Here is a 14512-nt window from a genome sequence, read left to right as displayed (position 1 = left end):
GTGAGGCGAGTTTATCAGTATCGAGTAGAAACCCCGAGTATGAGCAACGCACAGGTCGTCAGGGGGGAGATACCCGCCGAGGAGTTCGCGCTCTACGAGGCGCTGCGGTCGCTGCCGGACGTCGAGTTCGAGATCGAACGGGTGGTCCAGAGCGGCGACGACGCGGTCATGCCGCTGGTGTGGGTTCGCGGGGCGGAGGCCGACGCGGTCGGCGAGGCGCTGGAAGCCGACCCGAGCACCCGCGACATCTCCCTGCTCTCGACGTTCGAGAACGAACAGCTCTACCGGATGCAGTGGGTCTCCGAGGTCGAGGTCGTCCTCCAGATGATCACCAACTCCGCCGCGACGGTGATGGACGCCCTCGGCAAGAACGGCCGATGGCATCTCCGGGTGCTCTATCCCGACCAGGAGTCGCTCACGATGACCAACGACTTCGTCGAGGAGAACGGCTTGACCTTCGACGTGAAGGCTATCCGACAGATGCAGGGGAAACCGGTGGGTCGCTACGGGCTCACCGAGGCCCAGTTCGAGGCGCTCGACGCCGCCCTCGATGCCGGCTACTTCGCGATCCCGCGCGAGACCAGCCTGAGCGAACTCGCCGACCGACTCGAGATCTCCCACCAGGCGCTCTCCGAACGACTCCGTCGCGCGACCGCGGCCCTCGTCGAGGACGCCCTGATCCCCGGCGCGGCCGGGGTGCTCGACGAACGGGAGTGACGCGGGTCAGAACGTGGCTATCTCGCCGTCGATCACCCGTTCGGTCAGCCCGGTGACGTCGGCGAGTTCGCGGTCGACGATCCGGTCGATCTCGTTCTCGACGTCGCCGAGCGCGACGCCCGCCTCGGTGGCGACCCGGACGTCGGCGACGTGGGGCTGGTCGATCGGCCGGCCGATCTGCGAGAGGAGTTTGATCCGGAGTTCCGCGATGCCGTCGACCTCCTCGACGACGTTCTCGGCGATGTCGGTCGAGAGGAGGTTGTAGATCTTCCCGATGTGGTTGACGGGGTTCTTCCCGGAGGTGGCCTCCATCGACATCGAGCGGTTGGGCGTGATCAGCCCGTTCGCGCGGTTGCCCCGCCCCACGGAGCCGTCGTCGCCCTGTTCGGCGCTCGTGCCCGTGGTCGTGAGGTAGATCGAGTCCGTCTCGTAGTCGTCGGCGGTGTTGACGTGGACGGTGACCTCGCGGTCGGTGTGTTCCTCGGCGATCCCGGTGACGTACTCCCGGACGTCGGTCACCGCGCTCGCGTAGGCGTCGACGTCGGTGAGGTAGGTGTCGATCATCGCCGCCGCCACCGTGACGTCGATCGTCTCACCCTCGCGCTTGCCCATCACCTTGATGTCGGGACCCAGATAGGGATGGTCGGCGGCGTACTCGCCGTTGAGCCTGTTCTCGACGGTGTGGACGATGGTCTCGGTCTCCGAGAGCGGTGCGTGGCCCACGCCGTAGCTGGTGTCGTTCGCCATCGGCACCCCCGATTCGTCGAACACGCCGCGGAGGTCGCCGCTGCCCTCGCCGAGTTTGGCGTCGACCACGACGTCGGTGCCGACCTCGAGTTCGGGGACGTGGGTTTCGAGGTACTCGCGGGCGGCTTCGAGTGCGATGGGCTCGGTGGGGATCGTGGTCCCCTCGAACTCTGAGGTCGCCCGGCCGACGACGAGGATGTAGATGGGTTCGACCACCTCGCCGCCGCCGAAGGCGGGCGCGGCGGTGCCGGCGACGAGCTGGGTCTCGTCGGTGTTGTAGTGGAGCACCCGCCCGACGCGGTCGAGGTAGGCCGAGGCGAGCGCCTGTGAGACGCTCTCGGCGATCCCGTCACACAGCGAGTCGGGGTGGCCGATCCCCTTTCGTTCGACGATCTCGACGGCGGTCTCCTCCGCCGCCGGCCGGTCGAGTCCCTCGATACTGACGTTTCGCTGGGTCATGGTCGTCCTTCGACAGCCGCCCGCCTATAACTTGCGGAAACCTTCGGCGGCCGATAAATTACGCTCAGTTATCCTCGGTGGGTGGCGAGTCGGCGTCGGCATCGAGGAGGAGCCCGAGATACGAGGTCCGGATCTGGGTGTCGGGGTCGCAATCGAGGTCGGTGAGGAGCTCGCGCGCGCCGTCACGGGCGTCCGCGACGGCCGACTCGTCCGCGACCTCGCGTTCGACCTCCACGAACTCGCCGAGCCCGCGGATGGTATCGAGCGCGACGGTGTACTCCCCACACGAGAACCGATCGCGGTCCTTCTCGACCGTGGCCGCGGGCGAGAAACCGAGCCCGTCGAACACGCCCGCCATCGCTTCGCGGTCACCGACCCCCGTCTCGTGCTCGATCCGGGTCTTCGAGGCCGCCTCGACCAGCGGTCCCTTGTAGGTCACCCGAGTCCGCTCGTCGTCGTCGGTCGACTCGGTTCTGATGCGGAGGGCCTCGTCGGTCTCGGCGAACGAGCGGTCCGGGGCGTCGTAGTAGGTGTCGACCTGGCGGACCGTGCCGAGCGGCTCCGCATCGAGCGAGGCGAGCCGTTCGCGAACCGGGTCGTGGGCGGTGCGGACTTTGAGTTCGACTTCGTACATCGACGGTTAGCGGTGGCCGTACGGGCTCACTCGTCGGTCGTCCACTCGAGCTCGATGGTGACCGATTCGTGCTTGCTGCCGAGCATCGGTTCGCGCTCGGCGACCTCGATGTCGTAGTCGATGTCGCCCGAGGGGGCGAGCGAGACGGACTTGTTGCCCACCTCGACCTGGATCCCGCCGTCCTCCTGCCGGAGTTCGCTCGCGAGGGCTTCGAGCCGCTCGGCGGCCGCCTCGTTCGAGAGGGACTCGCTCGCGGTGGTGGTGTCGGCCATGGACGGTCGAGGTCGGGACGCTACAAAAACCAACCGTCCGACGGGCTCGGTCGCGTGGCGTCGTCCGTCGAGACCGGTCCGAGCAGAGCGTCGAGCACAAGGTATAAACCCGCAACTAACCACGTAGTCAGTGATCGAAATGGGGGATACGACCGACGAAGCGGGATCGGCCGACGGTGCGGAGGACGAGACGGGAACCGAACACGAGGCGATCATGCGGGCGACCTACCGCGCGTTGTGTCGTCACGGCGCGGTGGACCTCACCGTCCAGTCGATCGCCGACGAGTTCGAGAAGAGCAAGTCGTTGATCTTCTATCACTACGACTCGAAGGAGGACCTGCTGTCGTCGTTTCTGGGCTACCTCATCGCGCGGTTCGAGACGCAGGTGGCCGTGACCGAGAACGACGACCCCGCCGAACGGCTCCGGGAGACGATCGACGCGCTGGTCTACGGTCCGGACGACCACGAGGCGTTCCAGACCGCGATGCTCGAACTCCGCTCCCAGGCCGCCCACAACGAGGTCTACCGCGAACAGTTCCGGACGAACGACGTCTACGTCCTCGACCTGTTCGAGGCGATGATCGAGGACGGCATCGAGCGGGGCGTCTTCGCTCCCGTCGACCCCGAGCGCACCGCGACGATGCTGCTCACCATCATCGACGGCGCACGGACCCGCTGGGTGGTGCTCGGCGACGAGGCGGTACTCGAAACCGCCCACGGGCTGCTCGAAGAGTACCTCGAAACCACGCTCTACGCCGATGCGGACGCGTGATCGGGGGCGGTTCGCGGGGGCGGGAGCGAAGCGTTGTTCTTAAACGTCGAACGGGACTTGATGGGGGTATGACCGACGACGAGGCCGAGACGGACGCCGACGCCACCGAGACCGAGGAATCGGCGGCCGCCGACGAAACCGAAGCCACGGGAATCCAGGAGGGCGATTTCGTTCGACTCTCCTACACCGCACGCACCGTCGAGAACGACCAGCTGGTCGACACCACCGACGAGGAGGTCGCCGAGGAGGAGGGCGTCGCCGACCAGCAGGAGAGCTTCGAGCCCCGCGTCATCGCGGTCGGGGCGGGCCACCTCTTCGACGCCGTCGAGGAGGACTTCATCGGCGGCGAACCCGGCGACTCGGGGACGGTCACGGTGCCGGCGGTCGAGGCCTTCGGCGAGTACGACGAGGGTGAGGTCAGAACTGTGAGCGCCGACCGCATCCCCGAGGACGACCGCTATCCGGGCGGCCACGTCGACATCGACGGCCAGCACGGCCACGTCGAGACCATCATCGGCGGGCGGGCGCGGGTCGACTTCAACCACCCGCTCGCGGGCTCGGACGTCGAGTACGACTACGAGGTGCTCGACGTGGTCGAGGACCGCGTCGAGCAGGCCAAGGGGATGCTCTCGATGTACTTCGACGCCGACCTCGACATGCGGATCGAGACCGACGAGGTCGAGGAGGAGCAGCTCGTCGAGTCCGAGGACGACGACGAGGAGAGCGAACCCGAGTTCGAGACGGAGACGGTGGAAAAGGAGACCCTCTACATCGAGCAGTCGCCCCAGCTCCAGTTCGACCAGCAGTGGATGATGGGCAAACAGCAGATCCTGGGCGACCTCATCGACCGGCTCGACCTCGACCGCGTGGTCGTCGAGGAGGTCATCGACGGCTCGGGCGGCATGATGGGCGGCATGGGTGGGATGATGGGCGGCATGGGCGGCGGTGGTGGCGAGGCCGACATGGAAGCCATCGAGGAGGAGCTCGCGGACGCGGACGTCGACCTCGACGACGTCACCGAGGAGCTCGACGAGGCCGACGCGAGCGAGTAACGCCCGACGACCTTCTCACGAACTCGTCGTTTCGTCCCAGCGATAGCCCCACCCGCCGGTGGAGACGAGGCCACCGAGAACGAGGAGCGGCGCGACGGCGGCGAACGACGGGTTCCCGAAGCCGGTGAGTACCACGACGAGCACGAGCCCGACGAGCGCGACCTGGACGCCAAGCCGACGAAGCCCGAAGCCCTCCGTCGCAGCCATCGAGTCCAGGTCGAATGATTAGATCATAAGCGCTCCGCCGATTGCTACCGGGGCTACTACCCGCCGGGTCGTCCGCTACGCGATGTCGCGGCTCGTGTCCACCGTGACCCGGTCGGTGAGCTGGAGTTTGAGGGTCTCGGTGAGCGCGCGACCGCCACGGACCTTCGGCACCGCGAGCCGGGTGTCGACCGTCGCTCCCACGACGTCGACGGTGAGCCGGAAGACCACGTCGGCACTGTGGAGGGTGGTCGCCCGGCGCTCCGGGACCGGGTCGCCGTCGAGGCAGTAGAGCACCGCGACGCCCCCGGTTTCCGTGAGATGGCGACGGAGTCGGGTCACGAACTCGGAGACGCAGTCGGGTTCCTCGGTCTCGATCACGGTGTGGTGGTCGACGATCACCGTCGAATCCCGGGGACGGTCCCCGAGACGTTCGAGCACGTGGTCGACCCGATTCTCGTCGGGAACGGCCCGAACGTCCGGGTCGCCCGTCTCGGTCGTGGTTCGACGGAGACCGTCCGTGACCGCGCGCTCCGTCCGGTCGAGGGCGAGATACAACGTCTCGCGCGGGCCCATGAACTCGGCGAGCAGGAGCTCGGCTTGGCTCGCCGGCGGCGCACACAGCGCGACGACGCTGCCCGGCGGGACGCCGCCCCCGAGCCGTTGGTCGAGCACGTCGATGCCGGTCGGCAGAGAGGTCGCCATGGGAGCGTTCGTCGCCGGATCGCGGATAAACCCTCGTCAGAATCGGGTGTTCGGCCGCTCGAACCCGCGCGCGAACGCCGCCTCGTCGATCCGGAGCACGGTCGGCCGGCCGTGGGGGCACGCGAAGGCCTGCTCGCACGCCCCGAGCCGCCGCACGAGCTGGGTCGCCTCCTCGGTCGTCAGCGCGTCGCCGGCCGTGAGCGAGGGGTGACACGCGAACGCCTTCAGTAGCTCGTCGCGCGGGTCGGTGGGCTCCTCACCCGCGGCGAGCGCGTCGAGCGCGTCGCGGAGCGCCTCGGGGCTCGCGACCCGACCGAGGGGCGCTGGCACGCCCGTGACCCGCAGTGACGCCCCATCGGTCTCGAACCGGAAGCCGACCGCGGCGAGGTCGTCCCTGTGTGTTTCGGCGAGCGCCGCCTCGCTCGCCGTGAGCGGGAGCCGTCGCGGTTCGATATCGGCGGACTCGACGCCCGGCTGACCCGTTTCGTCGTCCGAACCGCCATCGCCGACCGCCGCCCGGAGGCGTTCGTAGTTGATCCGCTCGTGGGCGGCGTGCTGGTCGACCACGAGGAGGTCGTCGTCGGCCTCACAGAGCAAGTAGAGCTCGCGGAACTGGCCGATCACCGCGATGGACTCGAACGCCGACTCCCCGACGTCGTCCACCGCGGCGTCGAGGTCGAGGGCGAGGTCGGCGGTCCGCGAGAGGTCCTCGGTCGAGAGCGCCTCCGAAACCGCCCGCTCGACGGCGCTCGCGACCGCGTCCGGGTCGTGAAACGCGACCGCCTCCTTCGCGGGGTGGACGTTGGCGTTGACCTCCTCCGGGGGGAGCGAGACGTCGACGACGGCGACCGGATGTCGGCCGTCGGGGAGCAGGCTGCCATAGCCCTCCCGGATCGCGCCCCTAATCGTGCCGTCCCGGAGCGTGCGGCCGTTGACCGCGGTGGTCACGTGGGTGGGGTTCGCCCGGGTTATCGACGGATAGACGAGGAGCCCACGCACCGCGACCCCGTCCGTGCGGTGTTCGACGGTCGTGCTCTCGCTGGCGGTCTCGCGACCGTAGACACCGAGGACGGCGTCGGTGTAGCTCCCTGACCCCGGCGTCGAGACCACGCTTCGGCCGTCGTGGGTCAGCGAGAACCGCACCGCGGGGTGGGTCAGCGCGTAGCCCGTGACCGCCTCGCTGACCCGCGCGAACTCCCGTTTGGGCTGGGCCAGCGACTTCCGCCGGGCGGGGATCCGCTCGAACAGGTCTCGCACGGAGACCGTGGTCCCCACCGCTCGCCCCGCCGCCGTCACGCGCTTCTCGTCACCGTCGACCACCACTCGGGTGCCGGCGACGCCGCTCTCCTCGTGCTTGGTCGTGAGTTCGAGCCGCGCGGCGTGGGCGATGCTCGGGAGCGCCTCGCCCCGGAAGCCGAGGGTCGAGATCCGTTCGACGTCCGCCACCCCGCTGATCTTGCTCGTGGTGTGGCGCTCGACCGAAAGCGCCGCGTCCTCGCGGGCCATGCCGTGCCCGTCGTCGGCCACGCGGATCAGGTCGAGCCCCGCGTTCTCGATGGTTATCTCGACCGACTCGGCCCCCGCGTCGAGCGCGTTCTCGACGAGTTCGACCACGACGCTCGCGGGCCGGGTGACGACCTCGCCGGCCGCGATGCGTTCGACCGTCTCGGTGTCGAGTTCAGTTATCCTGGTCATCGAATCGTCGTTTGAGCGCGTCGAGCCGGACGAGCGCCTCCACCGGTGTCAGTTCGGCCACCCGAAGCTCGCGTAGCTCGGCTACGGTCTCCGGCGGTATAGCGGCTTCGTCGCCCGCTTCGGTCCCGTCCTCGACCGAGTGCTGTTCCTCACCTGGCTCGTTCGTCTCGTCGGTCGTCGGTTCGGAACTCCCAGTTCCGCGGGCGACGAGGTCGCGCGAACGCTCGACGACCGACTCGGGGACCCCCGCCAGCCGCGCGACCTCGATCCCGTAGGAGGCCGACGCGCTCCCCTCGGCCACCGTGTGGAGGAAGGTCACGCCCTCCGACCCCGTCCCGTCTCCCGCGTCGGGGTCGCCCTCGACGGCGAAGTGGAGGGTTCGCACCCCGTCGAGTTCGTCGCCGAGCCGCGCGAGGTCGTGGTAGTGGGTCGCGAACAGCGTGGTCGCGCCGACCTCGTCGTGGATGAACTCCGTGACCGCGCGGGCGATGGCCTCGCCGTCGGTGGTCGAGGTGCCCCGTCCCACCTCGTCGAGGAGGACGAGCGAGTCGCGCGTCGCGTCGTGGAGCACCGCGGTGAGTTCGGTCATCTCGCGCATGAAGGTGGACTCACCGCCCGCGATGTCGTCGGAGGCCCCGATACGGGTGAAGATCCGGTCCACGACCGGGAGGTTCGCCTCGCTCGCCGGCACGAAACTCCCGACCTGGGCGAGCAGCTGGATCAGCGCGACCTGACGCATGTAGGTCGACTTCCCGGACATGTTCGGCCCGGTGATGACCGCGAACCGCTCCTCGCGGAGGTCGACGTCGTTCGGGACGAACTCGGTTCCGCGCTCGACCACCGGGTGGCGACCGTCCCGGATCGCGACCCCGTCGTGGCCGAGTTCGGGTCTGGTGTATCGGTTCTCGACCGCGACGTGGGCCAACGTCGCGAGGGTGTCGAGCGCGGCGAGGGTGTCGGCGAGCGCCTGGAGGCGTTCGGTCTCACTTGCGACCTCCTCGCGAACCTCGCGAAAGAGGCGGTGTTCGCGGGCGTCGGCGCGCTCGGAGGCCCCCAGGATCTCGTCCTCGCGGCGCTTGAGTTCGGGGGTGTAGAACCGTTCTGAGTTCTTCAACGTCTGCCGCCGGGTGTACTCCTCGGGCACCGCGTCGAGGTTCGGGTTCGTGACCTCGATGTAGAAGCCGTGGACCTCGTTGTGACCCACCGAGAGCGAGTCGATCCCGGTCCGCTCGCGTTCGCGCTCCTCCAGGCCCTCGACCCACTCGCGGCCCTCGCGCGCGTTCGTCCGGAGCTCGTCGAGGTCGTCGTCGAACCCCCGCGCGATGACACCGCCCTCTGTGATCTCGGTCGGCGGTTCCTCGCGGATCGCCCGGCCGATCAACCCTCGGACGTCGTCGAGCCCGTCGAGGTCGGCCCGCGAGTCGGCGAGCAGCGTCGAATCGGCCTCGGAGAGGGTCTCGCGGATCGCCGGGACGACGTCGAGGGTGGCTTTCAGCGCGCGGAGGTCGCGGGCGTTCGCCCGCCGGCGCGAGACCGTCCCGACGAGGCGTTCGATGTCGTAGACGTCCCGGAGCAGGTCGCGGAGCTCCTCACGAACCAGCGACGCGTGCGTCAACTCCGCGACGGCGTCGAGACGAGCTTCGATCTCGGCGCGGTCCTGGAGCGGTCGTCGGAGCCACCGGACGAGCGTTCGGCGGCCGAGCGCACACGAGGTCTCGTCGAGCACGTCGACGAGGGTGTGGTCGTCGCTCCCGGACGGGTTCTCGAAGACCCCGAGGCTCCGGAGCGCGGTGGCGTCGAGTTCGAGGCGGTCCCGTGGGTCGTCCCGAGTGAGTCGGGTGACGTGGTCGAGCGCGCCGTCGGTGGTCTGGGTGTGGGCGGCGTAGGCGAGCAGCGCCCCCGCGGCACGGAGCTCGGCGTCGTTCTCGACGACGGCCTCGGGCCGTGAGACCACGCTTTCGAGCCGCTCGCGGGCGGTCTCGACCGCGAACGCGTCCGGGTCGTGGGGCGTCACCATGCAGTCGAGGTCGAACTCCCCGTCGAACTCGGACGCGAGCAGGGCCTCCTTGGGGGCGAACCGATCGAGTTCGTCCCGGACCCCCTCGCGCGAGTCGGCGCTCGTGACCCGGAACTCCCCCGTGGAGACGTCGACGACCGCGACGGCGTACGCACCCTCGCCGTCCTCGGTCTCGCTCGCGAGACACGCGACGTAGTTCGCGGAACCGGGGGCGAGGAGTTCGTCCTCGACCACCGTTCCGGGGGTCACGACCCGCGTGACCGCCCGATCGACGACTCCCGTGGCCTCCTCCGCGTCCTCGACCTGCTCGGCGATCGCGACGCGATAACCCGCATCGAGCAGGGTTTCGACCGACGAGGCCGCGCTTCTGACCGGGACCCCGGCCATCGGGTAGGTGCCGGTGCTGTCCTCGCGCTGGGTCAGCGCGACTTCGAGTTCGCGCGAGACCACTTCCGCCGCGTCACAGAAGGCCTCGTAGAAGTCCCCCATCTGAAAGAGCACCAGAGCGTCGTCGTAGCGCTCGCACAGCTCGACGTACTGGGTCATCATCGGCGTGAGGTCGTCGCCGTGGTCGGCCATCGCGGCCGGCGGTCCGAGCGCGGCGTCCATGCCCCTCCCTGGTCGTGAACGGTCCAAAGGCTTGCGGACCCGTCGCCGCGGGGTGGTTTTCCGGCGAGCGGCGGCGAACGCTTTTGTGAGCCCGCCCGGAGAGTCGGATATGTTCCCCGAGCGCATCGAGACGGACAGGTTGATCCTCGAACGGCTGTGTCACGAGACCCTCGACGTCTTCGAGTTTTACGACATCTGTTCGGACGCCGACGGTCCGGAGGCGATGGACGAGGTCACCCGCTACATGCCCTGGGAGCCCCACCAGACGCTCCTCGAATCGAAGGAGTACATCGACGGCGTGGAGGAACGCTGGGAGGAGGGCGAGGCGGCGGGCTACGTCGTCCGACCGCGGGACGGCGAACCCGGCGCTGGCGAGTACGCCGGCAACGCCGCGCTCCACATCGACTGGGACCGCCGAACCGGCAACCTCGGAACCTGGCTCCGGAAGCGGTTCTGGGGCCGTGGCTACTCGGGCGAGCGCGCCGGCGCGCTGATGGAGCTTGCCTTCGAGCGCCTGGACCTCGAACTGGTTTCGGTGAGCCACCACGCGGACAACGACCAGTCGCGCCGCGCCATCGAGAAGTACGTCGAGGCCCACGGCGGGCGCTGTGAGGGACTGCTCCGAAACTGGCTCCCCCACGGCGACGAGGTCAGCGACGAGTACCGATACACCATCTCGCAAGCGGAGTACCGCGACGCGACGGAGTAACACTCACCGTGTATCTCGCGAGCCCACACAAACCGGGCCGCGGTGGCGCGCGCTCGCAGTCGTGGGTGAACGGAGGTGAACCCACGGCTGCGGACATTGTGCGAGGGATGAGCACCGCAGGGAGCAAGGGGTGGTGTGAACGAAGTGAACACCACCACGCGTGAACGGCGAACGAAGTGAGCCGTGAGCCGAGCGACTGAGGAGCGCAGTCGGCTGGGGAGGTATGTGGCCGTCGCGGGGCGGTCTGCGGTTCTCACTTGGATCGGGAATTGTAATCGACGAATCGGCATTCGGAGCAAAACGGGAATCGGATACCGAATCGGCACTCGGAGCAAAACGGGAATCGGATACCGAATCAGCACTCGAAGCAAAACAAGCGCACGATGCTGAATAGACGGACGAAATCACGCAGTCGGTCTCCCTTCGTTTCTCGACTATCAAAAGCGCTATACTCGGACTCCCGAAATCTCGCCCATGCCCCTCGCCGACGACGACCGCCGCCGGATAACCGAGCGGCTCGGTCGCGAGCCGACCCCCACCGAGAGCGTGCTGTTCGAGAACCTCTGGAGCGAGCACTGCGCCTACCGCTCCTCGCGGCCGCTCCTCACGAACTTCGAGAGCGAGGGCGAGCAGGTCGTGGTCGGCCCCGGCGACGACGCCGCCGTGGTCGGGTTGCCCACCGACGACGATGCGAGCGACCTCGCGATCACCCTCGGCATCGAGAGCCACAACCACCCCTCGTTCGTCGACCCCTACGACGGCGCGGCGACGGGCGTGGGCGGTATCGTTCGCGACACCCTCTCGATGGGGGCCTACCCGATCGCGCTCACGGACTCGCTCTACTTCGGACCCTTCGACCGCGAGCACACCCGCTACCTCCTCGACGGCGTGGTCGAGGGGATCGCCGACTACGGCAACGCAATCGGCGTGCCGACGGTGGGCGGGAGCCTCGCGTTCCACCCGGGCTACGAGGGCAACCCGCTGGTCAACGTGGCGTGTGTTGGCCTGCTCGACACCGAGCGGCTCGTCACCGCCGAGGCGCAGCGGCCCGGGAACGCGCTCGTGCTGGTCGGCAACGCGACCGGTCGCGACGGGCTCGGCGGGGCGAGCTTCGCGAGCGAGGACCTCGCCGAGGACGCCGAAACCGAGGAACGGCCGGCGGTGCAGGTGGGCGACCCCTACACCGAGAAGCTCCTGATCGAGGCGAACGAGCAGTTGATCGACGAGCGGTTGGTCGAGTCCGCCCGCGACCTCGGCGCGGCGGGGCTCGGCGGGGCCTCCGCCGAGCTGGTCGCGAAGGGCGACCTCGGGGCCGACATCGACCTCGAAGCCGTCCACCAGCGCGAGCCAGGGATGAACGCGGTCGAGATCCTGCTCGCTGAGAGCCAGGAACGGATGTGCTACGAGGTGACTCCCGAAAACGTCGAGCGAGTGAGGGAAGTCGCCGAGCAGTTCGACCTGGGCTGTTCGGTCATCGGGGAGGTCGTCGAAGGGAACTACACCTGCTCGTTCGACGGCGACGCCGTGGTCGACGCCCCCGCCGAGTTCCTCGCCGACGGCGCGCCGGCCTACGACCTGCCGGCCGAATCGCCCGCCGAACCCGACCGCGACCTACCGAACCCCGACCTCGAAACCGCGTTCGGGGAAGTAGTGGGGAGCCCGAACACCGCGAGCCGGGAGTGGGTCTACCGCCAGTACGACCACGAAGTCGGCCTCCGGACGGCGCGCGGACCGGGCGACGACAGCGCAGTGCTCGCGATCCACGAAACCAGTGAGGAGGGAACGGGGGTCGGTCTCGCGCTCTCGGCGGGCGCGGAACCGAACTGGACCGCCGCGAACCCGGAGGTCGGGGCGCGCGCGGTCGCGCTCGAAAACGCCACCAACCTCGCCGCGAAGGGTGCGACACCGCTCGCCGCGGTCGACTGTCTCAACGGCGGCAACCCCGAGAACCCCGGAACCTACGGCGGGTTCTCGGCCATCGTCGACGGCCTCGCGGGAATGTGTGCCGACCTGGATGTCCCCGTCGTCGGCGGTAACGTCTCGCTCTACAACGACTCCACCACGGGTCCGATCCCGCCGACGCCGACGCTCGCGATGGTCGGCGTTCGCGAGGGCTACGAAGCCCCGCCGACCGCCCTCCGCGGGGCCGGCGACCTCCTCCTGGTCGGTGGCGGGCTCGACGACGACCCGGGCCTCGGCGGGTCCGAGTACCTCGCGCGGTTCGGCGGGTCCGACCGCTTCCCGAGCCTTCCCGACGATCCCCAAGCGTTCGTCACGGCGCTCGCGCGGGTGGCGAACGAGGAGACGACGACCGCAGTTCACGACGTGAGCCACGGTGGCCTCGCGGTGACGCTCGCGGAGATGGTCACGGCCGAAGCGGGGGCGGAGGTCGACCTCGACGGCTGTGAGAACCCCGCCGCCGCACTGTTCGGCGAACGACCGGGCCGCGCCGTCGTCGAGACCGACGACCCGGAGAGGGTCAGAGCGGCGTTCGACGGGGTCGCGCCCGTCGACGCGATCGGGCGGAGCACCGACACCGGGCGGCTCGACGTTCACACGGACGGCGAGCGTCTCTCGATGACCGCCGAAACCATCGCGGAGCGCCGAGCGGTGCTCGACGCCACGATGGAGTGATCACTCGGCGAGCGCCCGGCGGATCGCCACGGTCACCGGGGTCCGCTCGACCGGCACCAGGTCGCGGGGGCACGGATCCCGAACCACGACGGTGTTGTCGAGCCCCTCGATCAGCGAGGCGATCATGACCGTGGGAATACCCGTCAGCCGGTCGAGACAGTAGGTCGCGGTCGACCGCGGGAGCCACGAGACGGGCACCGTCAGCACCGTTCGGCCGGTGGCGCGGGCGACACGCAGGAGGAGTTCCTCGTAGGTCAGTACCTCCGGGCCGCCGATATCGTAGGTCTCCCCACGGGTCTCCGGGGCGTCGAGCACGCCCGCGAGCGACGCCACGGCGTCGTCGATCGCGATCGGCTGACAGGTCGTCGTCACCGCCGCCGGGAGCGGCAGGACGGCGAACTGCGGGAGGCGTTCGACGAACTGGCGGAGGAGTTCGAAACTCGCACCGCCCGCACCGAGAACGACCGCCGCCCGGAGCACCGTGAGGTCGTAATCGCCGTCCCGCAGCACGCCTTCGAGCGAGCGGCGCGACTGCAGGTGGGGAGAGAGCCCCTCGCTCGTTTCACCGAGCCCGCCGAGGTATATCACACGCGAGACGTCCGCCGCGCTCGCCGCCCGCGCGAAGTTCCGGGCTGCACGCCGGTCGCGTGCCTCGAAGTCCGGCGACTCCATCGAGTGGACGAGGTAGTAGGCCGCCGTACAGTTCTCTAGAGCAGTGTCGAAGCTTCCGGGTTCGAGGAGGTCGCCCTCGACGACGTCGACTCCGTCGGGGCCATCGTAGCGTTCGGCGTTCCGGGTGAGCACGACGCAGTCGTGGCCGGCGGCGCGGAGGGCCGGGAGCAGCCGGCCGCCGATGAACCCCGTCGCGCCGGTCACCAGGACTCGCATACTCACCCGTCCGGGGGCGGGCGCATAATTCCTCGCCCCCAGGCAGACCGCGAGGCGCGGCTCGTGGGACGACGGTCGCAAAAGCGGGGAGGGGGACGGACTGGGGTGGGTGATGCCAGCGAACGGGTCGTCCCGTCGGTTCGGAGCCGGTCGGGCTCCATCGTATCCGTTTTCGAGACCCCGTAATAAACTTTCTGCACCGCTCCGGAGCCTTGTTCGTTCGACGAACCGCGCGGATCAAACGTTCGGCAGCGGTTCCGTCGGGCACATCGACCGCGGACGACGCGTCGAGTCCGTCCTCGATGGAGTGGTCGAGGAACCAGCGGGGGTCCGCGGCGGTGAGGAAGTAGCCGGCGGTGTTCTCGGCCCGCGAATCCATCGGTTCCAGAGACGCCCCC

13 protein-coding genes are annotated in these 14512 nt (G+C 69.1%); 5 read left to right on the top strand and 8 right to left on the bottom strand.

The features are described 5' to 3' along the window. The first annotated feature begins 39 nt into the window (after positions 1 to 39). A complete protein-coding gene (locus GT355_RS04000; RefSeq protein WP_160133431.1) occupies positions 40 to 717 on the top strand; it encodes a helix-turn-helix domain-containing protein in 678 nt (225 codons plus the stop codon). A 6-nt stretch (positions 718 to 723) separates the two neighbouring features. Here the strand turns inward: GT355_RS04000 and GT355_RS03995 are convergent, their stop codons facing one another. From GT355_RS03995 to GT355_RS03985, 3 genes are all read right to left on the bottom strand, one after another. Beyond that, on the bottom strand, positions 724 to 1923 hold the full coding sequence (locus tag GT355_RS03995) for a methionine adenosyltransferase (RefSeq protein WP_160133430.1): 1200 nt from the start codon (positions 1921 to 1923) through the stop codon (positions 724 to 726). 64 nt (positions 1924 to 1987) lie between these two features. Then, positions 1988 to 2557, bottom strand: a complete 570-nt coding sequence (gene cyaB / locus GT355_RS03990) for a class IV adenylate cyclase (RefSeq protein ID WP_160133429.1) — start codon at positions 2555 to 2557, stop codon at positions 1988 to 1990. Between the two features lie 26 nt (positions 2558 to 2583). Continuing rightward, complete coding sequence (locus tag GT355_RS03985; protein WP_160133428.1) at positions 2584 to 2829, bottom strand: amphi-Trp domain-containing protein; 246 nt, start codon at positions 2827 to 2829, stop codon at positions 2584 to 2586. A gap of 139 nt (positions 2830 to 2968) precedes the next feature. Here GT355_RS03985 and GT355_RS03980 point away from each other — a divergent pair, with 139 nt between their 5' ends. Then, positions 2969 to 3601 carry a TetR/AcrR family transcriptional regulator gene (locus GT355_RS03980; protein WP_160133427.1) on the top strand — a complete coding sequence of 211 codons (633 nt, stop codon included), beginning with the start codon at positions 2969 to 2971 and terminating at the stop codon, positions 3599 to 3601. A gap of 68 nt (positions 3602 to 3669) precedes the next feature. Beyond that, the gene (locus GT355_RS03975) at positions 3670 to 4653 is read left to right on the top strand and encodes an FKBP-type peptidyl-prolyl cis-trans isomerase (protein WP_160133426.1); all 984 of its coding nucleotides are present in this window, start codon (positions 3670 to 3672) and stop codon (positions 4651 to 4653) included. Between the two features lie 15 nt (positions 4654 to 4668). Here GT355_RS03975 and GT355_RS03970 read toward each other — a convergent pair whose 3' ends face one another. From GT355_RS03970 to mutS, 4 genes are all read right to left on the bottom strand, one after another. After that, positions 4669 to 4860, bottom strand: coding sequence for a hypothetical protein (locus tag GT355_RS03970; protein WP_160133425.1), 192 nt, complete (start codon positions 4858 to 4860; stop codon positions 4669 to 4671). 75 nt (positions 4861 to 4935) lie between these two features. Beyond that, positions 4936 to 5562: an RAD55 family ATPase gene (locus GT355_RS03965; protein ID WP_160133424.1), complete on the bottom strand. Its 627-nt coding sequence runs from the start codon at positions 5560 to 5562 to the stop codon at positions 4936 to 4938. A 36-nt stretch (positions 5563 to 5598) separates the two neighbouring features. Continuing rightward, positions 5599 to 7257 carry a DNA mismatch repair endonuclease MutL gene (gene mutL, locus GT355_RS03960; RefSeq protein ID WP_160133423.1) on the bottom strand — a complete coding sequence of 553 codons (1659 nt, stop codon included), beginning with the start codon at positions 7255 to 7257 and terminating at the stop codon, positions 5599 to 5601. Further along, entirely contained in the window at positions 7241 to 9883 is a 2643-nt protein-coding gene (gene mutS, locus GT355_RS03955) for a DNA mismatch repair protein MutS (protein ID WP_160133422.1), read from the bottom strand. Before mutS ends, mutL begins: the two co-directional genes overlap by 17 nt. A gap of 109 nt (positions 9884 to 9992) precedes the next feature. Here mutS and GT355_RS03950 point away from each other — a divergent pair, with 109 nt between their 5' ends. Then, on the top strand, positions 9993 to 10592 hold the full coding sequence (locus GT355_RS03950; protein WP_160133421.1) for a GNAT family N-acetyltransferase: 600 nt from the start codon (positions 9993 to 9995) through the stop codon (positions 10590 to 10592). Positions 10593 to 11066: 474 nt separating this feature from the next. Then, positions 11067 to 13226 carry a phosphoribosylformylglycinamidine synthase subunit PurL gene (gene purL / locus GT355_RS03945; protein WP_160133420.1) on the top strand — a complete coding sequence of 720 codons (2160 nt, stop codon included), beginning with the start codon at positions 11067 to 11069 and terminating at the stop codon, positions 13224 to 13226. Here purL and GT355_RS03940 read toward each other — a convergent pair whose 3' ends face one another. Next, a complete protein-coding gene (locus GT355_RS03940) occupies positions 13227 to 14114 on the bottom strand; it encodes an NAD(P)H-binding protein (RefSeq protein WP_160133419.1) in 888 nt (295 codons plus the stop codon). Positions 14115 to 14512: the final 398 nt, after the last annotated feature.

The organism is Halococcus salsus (assembly GCF_009900715.1).
GTDB lineage: Archaea > Halobacteriota > Halobacteria > Halobacteriales > Halococcaceae > Halococcus > Halococcus salsus.
Note: the sequence above shows the minus strand (reverse complement) of the source record. Positions and strands in the feature narration are given on the sequence as shown.